Source organism: Psychrobacter sp. PSi21 (assembly GCF_054960615.1).
The window spans coordinates 62696-80647 of sequence record NZ_JBHNYR010000007.1; the positions used below are offsets into that span (position 1 = coordinate 62696).

Below are 17952 nucleotides of genomic sequence, written 5' to 3' on the forward strand. Positions count from 1 at the left end.
TTAGGCTGTAAAGCGGCGCAATAGCAGCAATAATAACGGCCATGATCCGATGCTGGTCAATAATGACTGCATAGGATGCTCTGTCATTACCGGCTGCTCAATAGACTGTATCAGCCATAAGCTGGACTGAAAAATACTCAGTCCAAGCGCTGCCAGTAGCCATGCTGGCAACCAAGATAAATATTGAGTTTTGCGGTGGGTGATACTGAGCGTCACAACTGCCAATACGGCAGCAAATGTTTGCTGACCGAGGCGGGTATCCATCAACAAGTCAGCCATCAGCCCTATGATAAAGGCGGCAAAAACGCCAATATAGCGCGGCTGATATAAGCGCCAAAAAATGAGTACCATCAGCAGCAGCATAGGACGCCAACTGCCCCACTCTGCGCTTAGCGGATAGATCGTTACTGCTGCCGCCAATAAAAAGCTGATCATCATGGTCAAAAGCAGCTGCGTGGTGCTGTACTTAGCGTCAAAATATGTCATCAGTACGCCTATATAAACATATGCCCAAAACGATTTATGACTCAGTATTGGCAGCAAAGGCGCGGCTGGCTGCCCCGTCAGTGGATGGCGATGATGGGCTTTGTAAGATCAACACATAAGCGCTGTCTACAAAATCAGCAGCAGGTGCCACCGTGATATTTTGAAAATCGCTATCTGTATCATCCTCAATGCGCAATACGCGCCCTACTTGATAGCCAGCGACGATGCGCCCGCCCAAACCTGAGGATACCAGCTCATCACCGACGCGTACGTCTGCTGTCTTAAGCATATAGTCAAGCTGCAATGACTGCGGGTTGCCTTTACCTGTCACTACAGCGTTTTGCCCTGTGCGCTTGATGGTCACTGCAACCGACTGCTGCTCATCTGTCAGTAGCAGCAACCGACTGGTATTGGGATAGACATTTAGTATTTGACCCAAGATACCCCGTTCATCTATCACGGTCTGTCCCACTTGCACCTTGTCATGTTCGCCTTTGTTCAGCACGACGACTTGTTTGCGCATATTGGTGTCTGTACCGATGATTTGAGCCAGATTCATGTCAAATTGCTTAGCAGTAGTGGTAGACAAGATTCGTTGCAAACGCGCATTGTCTGCCAAGATATAATCTTGCTGTTGCAGCTTGGCATGGGCGTGCATCAGTTGCGACTTAAGCATGATATTTTCACGGCGCAGGGCTTCTTTGGATCGCAGGCTACCGCTGACCCAGTGTTCGGTATAGCTGGGTAGTAAAGACAGCTGATAGATAGGCTGCATAGCAGCATGGCTGAGACTCCGTAGCGGTGCAAACCATGCGGGATTTTTGCTGTCAAACCACATCAGTACCAACGCGGTAATCAGCGCAATGCCAATGCCGCGCTTAGATAAGCGCTTACGCGAGAAGGTCTCTAAATTCATAAGGTCTCTGAGGTACGCATAAGCTGACTTGGTATCTGACTTGGTGAGTGCATTGGCTTAAACAAAGATGGTATTGAGACGTTTGTCCTTGATGTAATCAAGCGCCAGACCACCACCGCGTACCACGCAGGTGAGCGGCTCTTCGGCGACAATCACAGGCAGTCCAGTCTGTTTTGAAATCAGCTTGTCCATACCATGTAGTAGCGCGCCGCCGCCCGTTAACACAATGCCACGCTCGGCGATGTCGGAAGACAGCTCAGGTGGCGTCTGCTCCAGTGCGGATCTGACGGCGCTCATGATACCGCGCAGTGGGTCAGCAAGCGCTTCTTGTATCTCACCTGAGGTGACGGTTAGGGTTTTTGGCACGCCTTCTGCCATACTACGTCCATGTACCTCAATCGATAACGGCTCATCGCTATCCAGCGCGGTGCCGACTTCTATTTTGATGCGCTCAGCGGTGGTTTCACCGATAACGCAGCCGTGATGCCGGCGCACATGGGTGATGATGGCCTCATCAAAAGCATCGCCGCCGATTCGTACCGACTCAGCATAGACGCAGCCTGACAGCGCAATGATCGCAATCTCTGTCGTCCCGCCGCCGATATCTATGATCATTGAGCCACTGGCCTCATGCACAGGCAAGCCTGCGCCAATCGCTGCAGCCATCGGCTCTTCTAACAACCACACTTTACTGGCTCCTGCAGACAGCAAAGCACGGCGAATGCCTTTACGCTCAAATAAGGTAGACTGGCAAGGCACGCAAACGACTATCTGCGGCTGCGCAAACAGACGCTTTGCTTTAACCTTAGTCATAAAATATTTGAGCATCTCTTCGGTGACTTCAGAGTCGGCAATCACGCCATCTTTTAAAGGGCGAATGGCAGTGATATTCATTGGAGTACGCCCCAGCATTTGCTTGGCATCGACGCCAACGGCAGCCACACTTGGGCGCTCAGTACGACTGGTGCGCAGGGCGACGATGGTCGGCTCATCAAGGACAATGCCTTTTTTGGGCGTGAATACCAAGGTATTGGCCGTGCCAAGATCGATGGCAATGTTATTTGATAAAAATCCAAGCAGATTCATGACTTCAGTATCCAGCGTCTTGTGGTGATGCAGATCAAAAAATAAGACGTTATTCGTAGGTGTTAAATAGCCGTCATCAGACACTCACTGTAGCGAAAGTTTACTTTTGCAACAAGTCAAAGCCCAACAATAATGATAAAATTGCGCTAAATTATACTGAGTTCAACATAGAAAACACAGCGCTTTGGCCTTGTGGATACAAGCTTTGTACTAAATGGCGCAGACGACGCTATGTGGTCGTAACCCGCAAAACTGTGCAAGGTAATGAGCCGCATTGACTACGGCTTGTCTGTCAATGATGCTTTGAGCACTCGTTGTAGGCAAAAATGTATGGTTCATCACCCCATCTTAGGGATAATCACCCGCCAGCACAAAACGTTGGTCACTTGCTCGGCCTACGCTCTGTAAACTGACCGAAGATGCTTTATAATAAACAGCGAATATCGCCACACTTTGTCATTGATAAGTAAAGTGGCTGATTTATCAACCATTGTGTTGAACCACATTCCCCTTTTAATTGTTTAAATAATAACTGTCCCAAACTGGAGAGACTATGTCACAGCAGCCCTCAACCGCTGACAGCAATGTCAGTCGCCAAGAAATACTCGAAGTTGCCAAACTGGCGCGTCTGGGTGTGGATGAAAGCACCGCTGACAGCTACGCTGATGACATCAGCAAGATATTGAGCTTGATGGAGACGCTTGCCTCTGTTGATACTGATGACTTGACCCCACTTGCCAATATTCATGAAGCCTGCCAAGAGCTGCGCGCTGACTTTGCCGATCACGAAATCGACCGCGAGCGCAATCAATCGATGGCACCAAACGTAGAAGCTGGTTTGTATTTGGTACCGCAAGTGATTGAATAATGCGATAACCGCAGATTTCACCCCTTTTTTTATTTTCATTCTTATACTTTGACGGACGACACATTATGTCTGAGCTTCATCATCTAAGCACTGAGCAGCTGATTACTGGTTTACAAGACAAGCAGTTCAGCAGTCTTGAGCTGACAGAACACTATTTAAAGCGTATTGAGGCCCTTGATAGCAAGGTCAACAGCTTTATCACTCATACCTCGGATACTGCACGCGCCCAAGCACGCGCTGCCGATAACATGCGTCTGCAAGGCGACAACCGTCCTTTACTCGGCGTCCCTATGGCGCATAAAGACATCTTTTGTACTCGTGGCGTGCTCACCACCTGCGGCTCAAAAATGCTACACAACTTTATCGCCCCTTATGATGCCACCATCGTGTCGGCGATAGATGAAGCAGGTATGATCAGCTTGGGCAAGCTCAATATGGATGAGTTTGCAATGGGTTCGGACAACGGCAGCTCGCATTATGGCGCGGTGCATAACCCTTGGGATCTTGACCGTGTACCGGGCGGCTCATCAGGCGGTAGTGCCGCAGCCGTCGCGGCAGGCTTTGTACCTGTGGCCACTGGTAGCGATACTGGCGGCTCGATTCGTCAGCCTGCCTCATTTTGTGGTTTGACAGGTATTAAACCCACTTATGGCCGCGTATCACGCTTTGGTATGATCGCTTATGCCTCAAGCTTGGATCAAGCAGGCACCATGGGTCACAGCGCCAAAGACTGCGCTTATTTGCTCCAGCCAATGGTCGGCCATGACCCACACGACGCCACCTCGATCAAACATGACATTCCCGACTATGTGCAAGACATCGAAGACGCCCAAGCCAAAGCAAGCGACAAGCCGCTGGCAGGCCTGCGTATCGGTGTGGCAAAAGAATACTTCGGCACTGGTTTGGCGTCTGATGTAGAGCAAGTGGTCCGCGCCGCACTGACACAGTATGAAGCGCTGGGTGCAACAATCGTTGAGGTGAACATCACTGATCCTGAAATCACCCTTGCCACCTATTACATGCTCGCCCCTGCAGAAGCGTCGTCAAACCTATCACGCTTTGATGGTGTGCGCTTTGGCTATCGCTGTGAGAACCCAAAAGACTTGATCGACCTGTACACGCGTACCCGCTCTGAAGGCTTTGGCCCTGAAGTACAGCGCCGTATCTTGATGGGTACTTATGCCCTATCGGCTGGGTATTTTGATGCTTACTATACCAAAGCGCAAAAAGTGCGCCGCTTGATCATCAAAGACTTTGATGACGCTTTTGCCAACTGTGATGTGATCGCCAGCCCAACCGCGCCAACCGCCGCCTACAAACTCAGTGACAACCTAGACCCTGCCACCATGTACTTGGGCGACGTCTACACCATCGGCGTCAACCTTGCAGGCTTGCCTGCACTCAGTCAGCCTGTTGGCTTGACCGATGACGGCCTACCTGTGGGCTTGCAGCTGATTGGTCAGCATTGGCAAGAAAGCCAACTGCTCACCACCGCGCATCTATTCCAGCAGCACACTGATCACCACTTACAACGCTCGCTCATCGCGAAGGAGACCGTATAATGACTCTAGCAAACACAACCGATAGCGTCCGTACGGATTTGATGGTCGATGGCTACGAAGTGGTCATTGGTATCGAGATTCACTGCCAGCTCAATACGGAAAGTAAAATCTTTTCAAGCGCGCCCACTGATTTTGGTCATGAGCCAAACAGTCAAGCCAGTATCGTTGACTTAGGCCTGCCCGGCGTATTGCCCGTGCTCAATGCAGGCGTGGTCGAACGCGCCCTAAAATTCGGCATTGGCGTCAATGCTGAGCTGGGGTTATTCAACACCTTTGATCGTAAAAACTATTTTTACCCTGATTTGCCAAAAGGCTATCAAATCACGCAAATGGCCAATCCCATTGTTGGGCGCGGTTACATCGATGTGATGGTGAATGAAGGTGAGAAAAACGAATATCCCAAGCGCATGGGCATCACCCGCGCGCATCTAGAAGAAGATGCTGGCAAGTCGGTACATGACGCTGTCGATAACATGACTGGAGTGGATTTAAACCGCGCAGGCACGCCGCTGATCGAAATCGTCTCTGAGCCTGATATGCGCTCTGCCGATGAAGCATTGGCGTACATTAAGGCCATTCATCAGTTGGTCACTTGGCTTGGCATCTCAGATGCAGTGATGGCTGAAGGCTCATTCCGCTGCGACTGTAACGTCTCTGTACGCAAACCAGGCGCTGAGCTGGGCACACGTACCGAGCTGAAAAACCTCAACTCGTTCCGCTTTATCGAGCGCGCCATCAAGCGTGAAATCGAGCGCCAAATCGATATTATCGAAGATGGCGACAAGGTCGTACAAGCCACCATGCTGTATGACCCTGAGCTGGATGAGACGCGTACCATGCGTACCAAGGAAGACGCCAACGACTATCGCTACTTCCCCGACCCTGACCTACTGCCTGTCCGTATTGAGCAGCATACTGTCGATGAGATCAAAGCGGCCATGCCTGAGTTGCCTGTCGCGCGCCGCGAACGCTTTGAGACCGCGCTGGGTTTGTCTGAATATGATGCGCGTATCTTGACGGGTAGCCGCCAGATTGCGGACTACTTTGAAGACGTGGTTGCTGATATCAGCGACGCACATGCCAAAATCGCGGCCAACTGGGTGATGGGCGACTTGCTCGGCGCACTCAATAAAGATGACAAAGACATCATCGATGCCCCGATCAGTGCCAAGCAGCTGGCAGGTCTACTCAAGCGTATCAATGACGACACCCTATCTGGCAAAATGGCGAAAAAAGTCTTTGCCGCGCTCTATGAACGTGAAGGCGGCGATACCGATGATGCAGCGGACAAAATCATCGAAGAAAAAGGCCTCAAACAAGAGACCGATACAGGAGCGATCAAGGCCATGGTCGAAGAAGTTATCGCCAACAATCAAACGATGGTCGAAGAGTATCGTGGCGGCAAACAAAAAGCCTTTAACGGCTTGGTCGGTCAGGTGATGAAAGCCAGTCGCGGCAGTGCCAACCCGCAGCAAGTCAACCAAGTCCTCAAAGAACTGCTGGGCTAGTCTTGCTCTGCTGTGTCCTATATGACTGGATTTTATGCAGGCAAAAAAGGCCATCTGGCAGCGGGTGATAATTAACCCTTGCAATATGTGCGATTTTGCGTAAAATAGTCAGTCATTCGGGGCGTAGCGCAGTCTGGTAGCGCACTACACTGGGGGTGTAGTGGTCGCAGGTTCAAATCCTGCCGTTCCGACCAAACACAATATTAGGGCATACCGTCATAGACCGTATGCCCTTTATTTTGGGCGTTTTTTGGGTTTTCACTATTGTATAGGTGTATGGCGTTCTATATAGAATGTTGGTATTATTGTTGGTATTGAGCAGTACCAACATGGACAATACCAACAAAGGATAGATTCATGCCCCTAACTCATACCGCCATCAATAAGCTATCACCCAGCCCCACCTCTATTAAGACAAAGCGACCTGACAAGCATAGTGACGGTAACGGGCTGCAATTATGGGTGCGTTATACGGGCGTGAAGTCATGGATCAGCGCCTACAGGTGGCAAGGCAAACAACAAACCTTAACTATTGGCACTTATCCAGTCATGAGCCTACAGAACGCAAGGCAGCGCAATATTGAGATCAAACGCTTGATAGCCTATGGCGTAAACCCTAAAGACGATAAGAAAAAGACACAAGCCGACAATGACGGATCAAGGGCGTTCGATACCCTAGCCCAGCGTTGGCATGATGACCGCAAGGCACACATAGCCCCTACCACCTATAGCCGTGACTATTCACAGTACCAGCGCGATATTAAGCCCGTCATTGGTCACATGAATATAGAGGACATAACCGCGCCCGATGTTTTGGCTATCGGTAAAGCTATCGAAGCGAGGGGCGCTAGTGACATGGCAAGGCGTTCAATGCGTCAAGTAGGGCAGATATTCAAGCAAGCCATACGTGAGGGCTTAACCAATACCAACCCAGCCAACGACTTAACCGAAGCACTAAAACCGCATAAGGTGAAGCACCATAGCCGTGTGACCAGCCAGCAATTACCTAGACTACTTCAAGATATTAACGCCTATGATGGTGATCTATTGGTGAAGCTGGGCTTGTGGTTTTTATGCTATACGTTTGTGCGTACTCAAGAATTGCGCTTCATGGAATGGTCAGAAATAGACTACAAAGATAAGGTATGGCGCATACCAGCCGATAAAATGAAAATGGATAGACCACACCTAGTACCACTTGCACCGCAAACAATGGCGATACTGGAGCAGATCAAGGCGCTAGGTTTTTCGGATCAATACGTTTTCTTTAATACCTCAACCCGTAAGCCCTACAGTACCAATGCTTTTATCACTGCCCTATGGCGCATGGGCTATAAAGGACGTATGACAGGGCACGGCTTCCGTGGACTTGCCAGCACTACCCTACACGAACAGGAATACATGCACGAAGCGATAGAGCTACAGCTAGCACATGAAAAAGAAAACAAGATCAGCAAGGCATACAACGGAGCGCAACACCTACCCTATAGAAAAGACATGATGAATGACTGGGCAAATTTCATTGATAACGCTTACGCTGGCAAGCTGGACAACCTGATCCGTGCAGACTTCAAACAACACAAACAAAAGCTAGGCTAAGGCTTAGCACCAACTATGCAAGGCTAGGACTAATTACCCGAACGACAGCTATTTACACACCCTTATGCTGTCACTGCCTTGCACCTATTTTGATTAAAGGGTGTAAGGGTGTGAATGTGAGTTTTTTTGAACAGCAAAAACAGCGTAAAGATAAACAGTTCATATCAATTTTTGATAGCGTTTATTTTGTATCGGAACATGGCAAAGGTACTCTACAAGAAGCCTTTGAACTTGTAACAAGCTCATTTCTAAGAAAGCAGACTTATTTACTACTGATTACCCCACATTCAGTTAAAGCCGTGTATGTATGCAGTAGCTACGAGCAATCAACTTGCGAACCTTATATTACTTTTGAGTCTATTATTCATGAATTAAAAGAGTGTATTGACCATAAAAGTATTGGAACAGGCAATCCAATTTATAAGCTAGGTTTTGGCAAAAAGAGATTTGTAGAACAGCTAATTAATTTAGGTATGCAGCTACCTGAACAAGTAATATTTAATACTGAGTCACCCGATATAACAGATGCAGACTACACAAGCGAGGGTGACGAGTTAGCTTTTTTTCAAGGATTGCCTAAAGAATATGACATATTGAGAGCTGATAACGAGAAGCTCAAAGCCCAATATCAAGAACTATTCAACAAGAAAGGATCACCTGAAGCTCTTTACGAAATCCGAGAGAAGCTATATGAAAGTAGTAGAGAGGAGCTAGAGAAATGCAAAAATAAGTTAGATAGGTTATCAGTAGATTATAAAAATCTTGAGTCAGATTACGACTACTGCAAACGCAACTTTGAAAGCATAAAGAAAAAGACAGCTTTAACTCAACAGATAGCAGAAAAAAGAATATCAGACCTTGAGAACCAATTAGCACAAGCTAATGCAGCACTGGCAGACAGGCCAGCTGATAGCATTACACAGTCAAACACTGATATTCACAATATAAAGAAAGAGGCTATCAAGCAGTTTAATAGAAGCCTTGCCACTGTATTGATTGATCTAGACTACAAAGGCAAGTTAAGAAAAGGCGATATAGCTAACTATATAGTGCCATACATGAAAGAGTTAGCGTTTGTACTAGCTGATGAACAGCAAGATAAAGCTAATAATTTAACGGTAACATATGACACCTTGTACGATAATCACTTAAAAAACTTAGGTTTTAAACAAGGCAGACAAAGTGATGATGAAAAGCAAAAAGTAAATATTGACCTTTTGTTCAAAAAACAATTACCTATCACGGAATAAACACCCCGTTAAATACCTTTTACAGCCCGTAAGCCCTCTATTTAGAGGGTTTTTTGTTGTCTATTCTATTCATATCGCAGAACAACGCAGCGATACAAATCATACGATATGGAGAAGTTAAAAATGACACACCTACACCCACACCAGCCAGCCCCAGTGATTCCCTTTACTGGCAGCACCCCAACCGACACCCAGCCCGTTACCGCGCATTCTGAGGCAATACAGATGCCGGTAACGGGCATGGGACGCGCCAAAGATATTCTGCCATTTCTACCCTTTAGCAAAACCACCTTGTTTGAATGGTCAAAAGATGGGCGCTTCCCTGCCCCCGTCAAACTGTCCCCCACCATGACCGCATGGCGCTATGCAGACGTGCATCAATGGCTAAACAACCTTGCATCAACCAGCAGCGAGGTATAAGCCATGACAGCTAAGACGAATCCACAGCAGACAAAACAAACTTACTGCCAGATCATCATGGCGCACCTACTGGCTGGCAAGACAATCAGCACCTATCAGGCGTTTGAGGAATACCGCATTACCTGCCTTGCCCAGCGTATCAGTGACTTACGCGCCAGCGGCGAACCTATTAAAAGTAAAATCGTGACCAGTGACAGCGGCAAACACTATGCAGAGTATTGGATAGATGACGCTGAGCGCCTATCTAAAGGGGCGGCAGCATGAGCAAGCACCAGCACACCCACACCACGCCAGAGCCCCAGCACGGGGCACACGGTGAGCCACAAGCACAAACCAACGGCATACTATCCTACCTAGTGACCTTTGCCCTATGGCTGGGCATTGCTTCACTGGTATTTTGGATTACTGCCTGCCAGCCTGCCCCTGCGAAACTGATTGCAGCAGATGGCACAAGCGGTTACTATATAGACCTCTCAAAACTTAACAGCGACTTGCCAAGTCGTAAACCTTTGGCTTTTTTTGTGCCTGATAATAGCGCAGCCTCTCAAGCTGTCACTATACAATCAAGCACAGCCCCACGCGCATATAACAGCGCCACAAGGGGGCAAACCATCATATCTAAGGCAATCCCCTTGCCGACCGACTATGACGGGTTGACGCTGCAAAATACAACAGCCGAAAGGCGAATATGCGGGGCGGTCACTGTTAAGACCGAGAGTAAGACCCGTCACCCTATACTTTTACCGTATAGCGTGGCATTCACTCAAAAAATAACAGGAGGCAATCATCATGCCTAAGTCAATCAATACCACCGCCAATACCCAAACCATGACCAACCACGCACCAGCCACCTTTAAGGCAGGCGATAGCGTGCTATGCCCGTCTATCGGTGATAGTAGCTATACGCTTTACCTTAATGGCAGCGATAAGGACAGCACAAGGCTGATTATCCGACATGGTGATAATAGCCACGGCTTTTACCGTGATGGGCGCGTATTACCTAACGATGCTTTGCCGTCACTATTCCACGACACGCCAGCCAATCGGCAAGCGGTGGCCACCTTGTTTAACATGGCAGGCACGCCCAGCCGCAAGGTGATTGATACCAGCGCTGATGATGATAAGGAAGTAATTGTTATACCTGCCTTTGACTTCTCACATATCGCAGATGATATATATGGGGCAATCAATGTCATTAATGATATTGGTCACTTACTGGGGCTTATCCATTATGAAAGGATAGAGGGTGAAGCCGCCAAGTCTATGGCACGCCTTGCCCATGATGCCACTTGCACATGGTCAAACCTACTTACTGACCAACTGGAGAGCATCAATAAAACCTTAGCAAAGACACGCTTCGGTAAGGTGGGCGATCTATGAGCCGCCCATCTAGTAAATACAGCCGCAAGCACGCCAAGCGCAAACGCCATTACCAAAAGTATAAGGCAGCGCGTAAGCCGAACCAGTCACCAGCTAAGGGGGAATAAATGACCACCTCAACCCAAACAAACACCCATGAAAAAGCCCGCGCATTTAGCGCAGGCTTTTCGGACATGCTCAACAGCTTTGACGATGCCCCACAGCAAGGGCTAGCAGACGATCACCTATTAAACCAGTTGTTCGGACTATTACCGCCCCACAGCTTAATAAGTGTCACGGACAATCTTACTACAGATGATGCGTCTGTGATAGCCACGGCGGGCACAATCGCCCTAAGACTGCAAGACAAGCAAGGCAGTACAGTAGGCGCGATATTCTACACACCAAACAGCAAAGCACAGCCCATTGTCATTGATCCTACAGGTTATGGCGCTATCGTCATTGGTGAGCCAAACAAAGCCAATGAAGTGATCGCTTTCAATAATATAGATGACGGTATTGAGGCTTATACCTACCTAATGGGTAGTGATAAGACAATCATTGTCAGCCCACAAAAAACAAAGCAATCCCTTAAAAAGATGGTGCAGCACTGGGGCAGCGGATCACAGGTTACCGTACCGATGACACTTGATGATAAGGGCTTGATAAATCTACTGGCAGGCGTAAAGGCGCAAGCATTGGTTACGGTGGCTCATATCATCACTATGCTAGAAAGTGGTAGCTATGATGCCATATTGTCCGCTGATGACACCCAATTAATCAGCTTGCAAGATACGGCATACTATCCTGAATGGCGAGATGATCCGCAGATGAATGAACCTATGATCTATGCTGATGGTCGCTTTGAGCTTTACCATGATGGGCTATTTTTCGTGAAATATAATCTTGATGACCCAGCAAACATAACTTTCAAGTTTAAGGCGTTTGTGTGTTCGCCTATAGAGGTTATCGCTAAGACACGGGACACAGCCAGCGGAACATGGGGGCGGCTGCTACAGTGGCGTGATGATGACGGTATCATTCATAAGTGGTCAATGCCTTTAGCACTATTACAAGGTGATGCAAGGGAATACCGCAAAGAGCTTGCCAGCCAAGGCTTGAATATTACCACCAACCCCAAACAGCGCAGCTACTTAGACACCTATATTCAAAACTACCCAATTCACAAACGGGCGTTATGTGTTGATAAGCTGGGCTGGCATGAAAAGCAATACATACTACCTGACAGGGCAATAGGCAGTGATGGTAAGCAGCTGATTGTTTATCAGTCTGCCCATGCCATCAATAGCACCCTATCCCAGCAAGGAGAGCTTGCCCAGTGGCGTGATAAGTTGTGCAAACCTTTAGCCGAACAAAGCCGTTTTGTTTTCTCTATTGCTTGCGCGTTTGCTGGGCAATTACTGGAGCTACTAGAATATGATGGCGGCGGTTTTCACCTCTTAGGATCATCAAGTATGGGTAAATCCCTATCGCTTAAAGTGGCGGCTAGCGTGTGGGGCAACCCTGATAGGTACGTTAAAACGTGGCGCAGCACTGACAACGCCCTAGAGGGCACAGCAAGCGAGCACAACGACAGTTTTCTGCCACTTGATGAGATCAGCGAATGTGATCCTAAGATAGTCGGTAAGACCGTCTATATGCTGGCTAATGGTCAAGGTAAAGGACGCAGCACCACCACGGGACACAATCGCCTAGCCAAAGAGTGGCGCATTATCTTTTTGTCCAATGGTGAGGAGTCGCTACAAAACTTCATGGCGCAAGCGGGACAAAAAACCAATGCAGGTATAGAGGTTCGGGTGGCTCACATTGATGCTGATGCTGGCAAAGACTTAAAAACCTTTGATAGCTTGGTACTGGGAACAACAGGCGCAGCACAAGCCGATAGGATCAACGAATTATCACGCGCTCATTATGGCGCGGCTGGCATAGCATGGCTTGAGCATATCACCAGCGATAAGACAGCCACCACAGAGGCGGCAAGGACGCTGATTGATAACTTTATGAGCCAGTACAGTGACCTGACAGCACAGGCGCATAGAGTGGCTAAACGGTTCGCTATCGTGGGCGCAGCTGGAGAGCTGGCAACACAGGCAGGTATAACAGGCTGGCAAGCAGGACAGGCAACGACAGCCGTTATGATTTGTTTAAATAATTGGCTTGATAACTATGGGCGTGATGGTGAGCATGAGCAGCGCCAAATCATAGAGCATATCAAAGCGTTTATTGAACAGCACGGATCAAGTCGCTTTCAGCCCTGTTTTCAGACCACCAGCAGCCGCCCAAACTTTGAGGAAAGAACACCCAACCGTGTAGGCTATCGCAACGAGGACACAGGGGACTATTACTTTTCTACCCAAACTTTTAGCCAAGTATGTTCGCCTTTTAATAAGCGAAAGGTATTGCAGGTGTTAGATGATGCGGGCTTGTTACTCTTAAATCAGGGCGACCGTAAAACCTACAAAACGCCAAATACCTTATTTAGCGGCAACGTGCGCCCGTCTGTTTACGCGGTTACTGCCAACATACTTTGCTGTGAATCTTAAAAACTAACGGGACAAGCGGGACAGACGGGACAGCCCTTACACAGCAAGGGATAGCGCTGTCCCGCAAGCAAAAACGGAAACGGGACAAACGGGACAGGATTGTTATAATATAACACTTTGTCCCGTTCTGTCCCGTAGCGAAAAACACAAACGGGACGGCTGAAAGCCAATAACCACGGGGGCTGTCCCGCTTGTCCCGTCTGTCCCGTTAAAAAACATAAGGTACAGTAAAAAATAATGAAAGGTAGGAGTTTATCGTCTGCTTTTTTTATAGTGTAAAGATACCACCTTGCCTAGATTTCAAATCCGATCATCTACCCATGACAGCCTACGCCATCAATAAATCAGCGCCAATGGCTCAAATACCCGTAAAGAGCAAGGGCAGCACTAGCAATGCCCCATCTAAGATACGTCCCCCATTGGGGGCTGAACGTGCAAACTTTTGGGGATACCCGTATATCAGAGATACGCCCAAATCTGAGCGCATCTCAACCCTTCCCCCACTTTGGGGAGGGCGTAGGCGCTACGACACCCATAGAAAGCACGCACAAAAGGAAGCAAGAACACCACCACCCAAAGCAGCGGTTAAGGTTTTTCGGACTGCTTTAAAAAGAAATCAGGAAATAGCGCGATCATGGAAGCAGGAAGCACAGCCAACGCAATTTTACGGTGGCAATCAGTAGCATATCTACCAAGCTCACCCCAAATGCGGAATACCAAAGATGCTATATCCCAGCCTCAAAATGAGGACAGACACAGCACCCAAATGCGGCATTTAGGTTTACCTAGTGATACGAGAAACAAAAAGCGAATGGCGATGAAAACAGCGCAAACCCTTATCAATATTAGCCTATAGCAGATGGCTATCAATAAAACTAGGGCAAGCCGTAAATGTAAATAGATGCCCCCATTTTTGGATATATCTTTTCTGGCATTTAATCCCCGCCAATGGCGGAAGTTAAGCAAAATCATCACCTAAGATGCGTCCAGCTTTGGACTTATCCGAGGCATTAGCGCATCAAGCGGGTATTTTTCGGTATAGATTTATATAGGTCAGACTGAGAAAGCGCGCACAGAACGGCAATAAAACGGCAAGGCTGGCAGCACAGCCAATATCCACCAATGGCGGAAATTTAGGAGATAACCCCCAGTGGGGAGAATTAACGCGCACAAAACGCGCCATATTTGCACGCATAAACGCGGTATTAATCGAGCGCGTGCAGCCGTTACCAAATTAACCCCATGAAAGGGTGTGAAATGCTTAACACCCTGATGCTGAGTAATATTAAAAAATAACAATAGCGAGCAATTACAAATTAATAGCGATAGCAGAAGCAAACAGCCCCAAAAATAGCCTTATCAAAATCAATTGTTGGTATTATCGTTGGTATTGAGAAATTTTTATAAATTAATATCTATATAAAACAGTATCTTATAACTAATATTTACTTCCTGCCGTTCCGACCAAATATTAAAAAGAGTCAGTAACTTAGGTTGCTGGCTCTTTTTTTTGGCTTAAATTTGGCACACGGCTAGCAGAAGTATTTATACTAAGAAAATACATTGGTTTGAGTTGGACAGATCATGATTTTGCAAGGCTAAAAGTAATTACCCGAACGAAATGATAGCCTTTCACGTACTGTTAAGCTGGTATTGATTTCTAACTAATCTTTCAAGGTATAGAGGTGTAAATGTGGGTTTATTAGATGAGGCAAGAGAGAAAGCAAGCAGGTATATTACACCTAAAGATTTTTTGTGTTACATATCTCACAAGTTGGGAGATCCAATTGAAGATATAGCTTCATTTCTGCTACACAATTATTTTGATGAAAAAGTGTGCGAGTATTATATTGATCGTCACTATCGTATCTATGACTATGATGATATTTGTTGCGAATATAAAACTGGCATACTACTTCGGGAGATTACAAAAGATGGTTTTTTTAACTATATGATGTTTTGTAATGAATTTTTTGATGATTGCTTGAGCACTGATGACGACTTAGGTTTTTATGTACCAATCAGGATTGATTTTTACTACAGTATAGATGCGCTTGAAGAAATTTCATTTATAAAAGAACTAAATTTAGATTTAAAAAGCTCTAGTAGTCTAGATTATACAGTTTACAGTAATGATACAGTGAAAGCTGAAAAATCAAGAAATCAAAAGTTGTTTAAATTAATAGGTTTAAAAGACCATTTTACAGTTGAAGATGTAGAACCTAGCACTAAAGAATATGGATATCACTCACCAGTTGGAATTTCCAAGTCAATTATTTATGATGAAATATTAGCATTAACGATGACTAAATATAGAAGGAATGAAGTATCTACATTAGAACTTCAATCGAGAATAACAGATCTTGAAGATCAACTTGCACAAGCCAAGGCTAAATTAGCAAACCAACCAATTGATGATATTCAGTTACAAGGTATTTTCAAATACAATGTTGACAAAGCCTACATTATTTCTACAAGTAAAGCACTTGCTAATTATATTTGGAGTATGGATACCAATAAGATGATTAGAACGGGTGATATGGTGCAGCAGATAAGACACGTAATGCATAATGTAGCACCTAGTTTACTCCCTGATAACAAAGCTATAAGAGGCTGGCTATCAGATATCGCCCCAGATTATGCAAAAAAAGGCGGTAAACCCTCAAAAAATACTTCTGATGAAATATCCCTAATCATGAAGAAGTAATATCCCTAAACACATAAAGCTCCCGTTTATATCAATAAACACTGGGGTTCGGGAATTTTCTCAGATGAAGCCAAGGAATATCATAGAACCATATAAGCCGTGACCCACCGTCACGGCATAATATGGAGCTATTGGACATGACCAACCCTAACACCCCAAATCAACCCCGCCATCTGTTAACCAAACTATGGCAATGGCTATCGCCGTTACTAGCCAAGCTGATTTTTATTCTCGTACCCTATCTTTTTTTTCCAAACGATATCAACATTACCATTCACAATATCACCCTGATCATGCCCATATAACAAAACCGCTGACTACCCTTACGCAGTCCATACCCACGCTACCTGCCGCCTCTAGACATTAGGCGGCGCAGTGGGTACGGTAAGGTTTCATTCATTGATTTAATGATTTGGGTTGCCCTATGACCGAGCTTGCCACTGTCCCGCCCGCCCCTTGGGAGCGTTACCAAAGACCTTTTGTCCGTGACTTGGCATACGTCATATCCTGCCCAGACGTGCTGACCACATGGCTTGATGTTGCACCGCATCATAATACTCACCAAGTCGAGGTACATCCGCCCAGCTTTTGGCACGCCCAATTTGAGGCGTATGGGCAGCGACTCACAGAGCTGGATACGACCAATGCCTATCAAGCGTTAACCCGCTACCTCATGTCGCGCCCCAGCCCAAGTCGTTTGGGTTTTCACTTTGAGGGCTTGTTGTCCTTTTGGCTTGAGGATGGCTTTACCTGCGGTACACATTCTTATGAGCTGCTGGCCAGCAACGTACAGCTGTTTCGCGGCAAACAGACCGCAGGCGAGCTGGATTTGATCTTATACAACCATGCAGCACAGACCAACGAGCATTGGGAGCTGGCGATTAAGTTTTTTATGGGCAGTTATCCGTTTGAGCCAATCAACTGGGTCGGTATCAACTCAAGAGACAACCTACAGCGTAAGATGACGCACATGCAGACCAAGCAATTCAGCAGTGTCTGGGTTGATATTGCCGACTATGGGCGTGTGATAATTGATAAACGCTATGGGGTGATTAAAGGACGGTTCTTTTTGCCTCAGGGCGTGACTGACTTTGTACGGCCTGACTGGATGGCGGGGGATTTTCCGCTACACCGATGGTATGACAGAGACAATAACGACGATCTTCATCACATCGATACCAGCCGCCTACGCCGCGCACGCTATGTTGAATGGTTTACGCGGCGGGACTTTTATGACACACGCCAGCCACCCATAATATGGGAGGAAGACGCGCCGCCTAGAACGGGATTGTATTTTGAAGATGGGCGACCATTGGTGATTTATCCGCCTGCTGGTAAATCTAGCCAAAACCACACCCAACCCGTATGAACACCATTTATCAGAAATAGTTAATTGAAATGCGTGGTTGATACTTACTCATCCTCACTCACTTGCATTAGCTCATATCTAGGCCTCTCTATACTTATCATCTATTCAGTGTGAAAGCGTATGATAGCCATGTCTGTACTGCCAATAATTTAGCCATTTTTAGCCCATTTAGTGATAAACGTTTGAATTAGGCACACGCCCTAGTATCTATTGATTTTATAAAACAAAGGCACAAAAAAACACGACCATTTGAGCCGT

At 46.9% G+C, this 17952-nt stretch carries 15 protein-coding genes and 1 tRNA gene; 13 read left to right on the top strand and 3 right to left on the bottom strand.

Annotation, left to right across the window (positions count from 1 at the left end; translation table 11 throughout):
• From mreD to ACFI32_RS06570, 3 genes are read right to left on the bottom strand one after another with little or no spacing between them, the layout of a single operon-like run.
• Window positions 1-486: a rod shape-determining protein MreD gene (mreD, locus tag ACFI32_RS06560; RefSeq protein ID WP_462625707.1), complete on the bottom strand. Its 486-nt coding sequence runs from the start codon at window positions 484-486 to the stop codon at window positions 1-3.
• A gap of 34 nt (window positions 487-520) precedes the next feature.
• Entirely contained in the window at window positions 521-1402 is an 882-nt protein-coding gene (gene mreC / locus ACFI32_RS06565) for a rod shape-determining protein MreC (RefSeq protein ID WP_462625708.1), read from the bottom strand.
• 57 nt (window positions 1403-1459) lie between these two features.
• A complete protein-coding gene (locus ACFI32_RS06570; protein WP_462625709.1) occupies window positions 1460-2488 on the bottom strand; it encodes a rod shape-determining protein in 1029 nt (342 codons plus the stop codon).
• A 553-nt stretch (window positions 2489-3041) separates the two neighbouring features.
• Between ACFI32_RS06570 and gatC the strand changes: the two genes are divergently transcribed.
• From gatC to ACFI32_RS06635, 13 genes are all read left to right on the top strand, one after another.
• Window positions 3042-3356, top strand: coding sequence for an Asp-tRNA(Asn)/Glu-tRNA(Gln) amidotransferase subunit GatC (gatC, locus tag ACFI32_RS06575; protein WP_462625710.1), 315 nt, complete (start codon window positions 3042-3044; stop codon window positions 3354-3356).
• A gap of 65 nt (window positions 3357-3421) precedes the next feature.
• Window positions 3422-4918, top strand: coding sequence for an Asp-tRNA(Asn)/Glu-tRNA(Gln) amidotransferase subunit GatA (gene gatA, locus ACFI32_RS06580; protein ID WP_462625711.1), 1497 nt, complete (start codon window positions 3422-3424; stop codon window positions 4916-4918).
• Window positions 4918-6426 carry an Asp-tRNA(Asn)/Glu-tRNA(Gln) amidotransferase subunit GatB gene (gene gatB, locus ACFI32_RS06585; RefSeq protein ID WP_462625712.1) on the top strand — a complete coding sequence of 503 codons (1509 nt, stop codon included), beginning with the start codon at window positions 4918-4920 and terminating at the stop codon, window positions 6424-6426. Before gatA ends, gatB begins: the two co-directional genes overlap by 1 nt.
• Window positions 6427-6543: 117 nt before the next feature.
• Window positions 6544-6620 (top strand) — tRNA-Pro (locus tag ACFI32_RS06590).
• Between the two features lie 163 nt (window positions 6621-6783).
• Entirely contained in the window at window positions 6784-8025 is a 1242-nt protein-coding gene (locus tag ACFI32_RS06595) for a tyrosine-type recombinase/integrase (protein ID WP_462625713.1), read from the top strand.
• Between the two features lie 116 nt (window positions 8026-8141).
• The gene (locus tag ACFI32_RS06600) at window positions 8142-9275 is read left to right on the top strand and encodes a hypothetical protein (RefSeq protein WP_462625714.1); all 1134 of its coding nucleotides are present in this window, start codon (window positions 8142-8144) and stop codon (window positions 9273-9275) included.
• Between the two features lie 123 nt (window positions 9276-9398).
• Window positions 9399-9695 carry a helix-turn-helix transcriptional regulator gene (locus ACFI32_RS06605; RefSeq protein WP_462625715.1) on the top strand — a complete coding sequence of 99 codons (297 nt, stop codon included), beginning with the start codon at window positions 9399-9401 and terminating at the stop codon, window positions 9693-9695.
• Between the two features lie 3 nt (window positions 9696-9698).
• The gene (locus ACFI32_RS06610; RefSeq protein WP_462625716.1) at window positions 9699-9959 is read left to right on the top strand and encodes a helix-turn-helix domain-containing protein; all 261 of its coding nucleotides are present in this window, start codon (window positions 9699-9701) and stop codon (window positions 9957-9959) included.
• Window positions 9956-10492, top strand: coding sequence for a hypothetical protein (locus ACFI32_RS06615; protein ID WP_462625717.1), 537 nt, complete (start codon window positions 9956-9958; stop codon window positions 10490-10492). Before ACFI32_RS06610 ends, ACFI32_RS06615 begins: the two co-directional genes overlap by 4 nt.
• Window positions 10485-11075 (top strand): hypothetical protein, encoded by a 591-nt coding sequence (locus ACFI32_RS06620; RefSeq protein WP_462625718.1) that lies wholly within the window; start codon window positions 10485-10487, stop codon window positions 11073-11075. The genes ACFI32_RS06615 and ACFI32_RS06620 overlap by 8 nt, the downstream gene beginning before the upstream one ends.
• 107 nt (window positions 11076-11182) lie before the next feature.
• Entirely contained in the window at window positions 11183-13618 is a 2436-nt protein-coding gene (locus ACFI32_RS06625) for a DUF927 domain-containing protein (protein ID WP_462625719.1), read from the top strand.
• 1693 nt (window positions 13619-15311) lie between these two features.
• The gene (locus ACFI32_RS06630) at window positions 15312-16325 is read left to right on the top strand and encodes a hypothetical protein (protein ID WP_462625720.1); all 1014 of its coding nucleotides are present in this window, start codon (window positions 15312-15314) and stop codon (window positions 16323-16325) included.
• 424 nt (window positions 16326-16749) lie between these two features.
• Window positions 16750-17694, top strand: coding sequence for a DUF1853 family protein (locus ACFI32_RS06635; protein WP_462625721.1), 945 nt, complete (start codon window positions 16750-16752; stop codon window positions 17692-17694).
• Window positions 17695-17952 lie beyond the last annotated feature (258 nt).

What these genes read in the sequence shown, in the direction of transcription:
- mreD (WP_462625707.1), bottom strand. Translation starts at nt 486, where the DNA reads ATGACATATTTTGACGCTAAGTACAGCACCACGCAGCTGCTTTTGACC.
- mreC (WP_462625708.1), bottom strand. Translation starts at nt 1,402, where the DNA reads ATGAATTTAGAGACCTTCTCGCGTAAGCGCTTATCTAAGCGCGGCATT.
- ACFI32_RS06570 (WP_462625709.1), bottom strand. Translation starts at nt 2,488, where the DNA reads ATGAATCTGCTTGGATTTTTATCAAATAACATTGCCATCGATCTTGGC.
- gatC (WP_462625710.1), top strand. Translation starts at nt 3,042, where the DNA reads ATGTCACAGCAGCCCTCAACCGCTGACAGCAATGTCAGTCGCCAAGAA.
- gatA (WP_462625711.1), top strand. Translation starts at nt 3,422, where the DNA reads ATGTCTGAGCTTCATCATCTAAGCACTGAGCAGCTGATTACTGGTTTA.
- gatB (WP_462625712.1), top strand. Translation starts at nt 4,918, where the DNA reads ATGACTCTAGCAAACACAACCGATAGCGTCCGTACGGATTTGATGGTC.
- ACFI32_RS06595 (WP_462625713.1), top strand. Translation starts at nt 6,784, where the DNA reads ATGCCCCTAACTCATACCGCCATCAATAAGCTATCACCCAGCCCCACC.
- ACFI32_RS06605 (WP_462625715.1), top strand. Translation starts at nt 9,399, where the DNA reads ATGACACACCTACACCCACACCAGCCAGCCCCAGTGATTCCCTTTACT.
- ACFI32_RS06610 (WP_462625716.1), top strand. Translation starts at nt 9,699, where the DNA reads ATGACAGCTAAGACGAATCCACAGCAGACAAAACAAACTTACTGCCAG.
- ACFI32_RS06615 (WP_462625717.1), top strand. Translation starts at nt 9,956, where the DNA reads ATGAGCAAGCACCAGCACACCCACACCACGCCAGAGCCCCAGCACGGG.
- ACFI32_RS06620 (WP_462625718.1), top strand. Translation starts at nt 10,485, where the DNA reads ATGCCTAAGTCAATCAATACCACCGCCAATACCCAAACCATGACCAAC.
- ACFI32_RS06625 (WP_462625719.1), top strand. Translation starts at nt 11,183, where the DNA reads ATGACCACCTCAACCCAAACAAACACCCATGAAAAAGCCCGCGCATTT.
- ACFI32_RS06635 (WP_462625721.1), top strand. Translation starts at nt 16,750, where the DNA reads ATGACCGAGCTTGCCACTGTCCCGCCCGCCCCTTGGGAGCGTTACCAA.